The sequence below is a fragment of the Actinomadura bangladeshensis genome (assembly GCF_004348335.1).
Lineage (GTDB): Bacteria > Actinomycetota > Actinomycetes > Streptosporangiales > Streptosporangiaceae > Spirillospora > Spirillospora bangladeshensis.
Genome location: NZ_SMJW01000566.1, coordinates 1 through 1000, shown reverse-complemented (window position 1 = coordinate 1000; position 1000 = coordinate 1). Strand labels below are relative to the sequence as shown.

Below are 1000 nucleotides of genomic sequence, written 5' to 3'. Positions count from 1 at the left end.
CCTCGGCCCCCGCCTCCCCCGGCCGCCATGCGGCCGGCCCGGAGGGGCCGAGCGCCTGGAGCGGCCCCGGAGGATCGAGCTGGTCGGGCGCCGGCGGGAACGCCGCACCCGGCTCCTCCTTGCCGCCCGGCGGCGGACAGTTCACCCCGGGCGCACCCGCGCCGAGCGCCCCCGACTCTTGGAACCCCGGCGGCCAGCCCGCGCCCGGTGCGCATGCGCCCCAGGGTGGACAAGGCCCGCTCGGCGGCCCAGCCGGAACCGGCGGGCAAGCCTCCCCGGGTGCCGGGCGCGGTGGGCAGGACCCGCTGGGCGGATTTCCCGGAACCGGTGGGCAAGGCCCGTTGAACGGCCCTGTCGGGGGCGGGGGGCATGCTGCTTCTGGTCCCGCCCATGGCGGGCAAGGCGCGCTGGGCGGTCCCGTCGGGAGCGGTGGGCAGGCCGCGCACAGCGTGCCCGGTGGCTTTGGCGGTTCCGGTGGACAAGGCGCGCTCGGTGGTCCTCCCGGAGCCGGCGGACCCGGTGCCGGCGGTGGGCAGGGCGTTCCCGGTGGGACGTCCGGGCCCGGTGGTGCGGTCGTTCCCAGTGGAAGGGGCGCGCCCGGCGGGCCTGCGGGCGGTTTCGGGCCGGCCGGTGGGCCCGGAGGGCCGAACGCGTCTGGAATGGGCGGGATGCCCGGTGGGCCGGGTGGCCCTCGGGCGTTGAACGGGCCCGGGGTTCCCGGCGGGCCCGGCATGGGCGGTGCGCCCGGTGCGGGCGGGATGGGCATGCCCGGCCCCGGGATGCCGGGACCCGGTATGAGCGGTCCTGGGATGGCCGGTGCCGGGATGGCCGGTGCCGCCGCCGGATTCGGGGCGGCCGGTGTGCCCGGAGCCGTGCCGAAGCCGGGGGTGCGGGCGAAGCTCGGCGAGCTCGGCAAGGCCGGGCAGGAGCTCGGGTCGAAGGTCACCTCCAAGTTCCAGAACAAGGGCGTGCGGGTGGCGAACCGGACCGGTGGGCCGGG

Annotated in this window: 1 protein-coding gene; it reads left to right on the top strand. The window is 78.9% G+C overall.

Annotated features, from left to right (window positions below; all coding sequences use genetic code 11):
• Nucleotides 1-794: 794 nt before the first annotated feature.
• The coding region (locus tag E1284_RS40890) for a hypothetical protein (RefSeq protein ID WP_207924261.1) at nucleotides 795-1000 on the top strand (206 nt) is incomplete at its 3' end.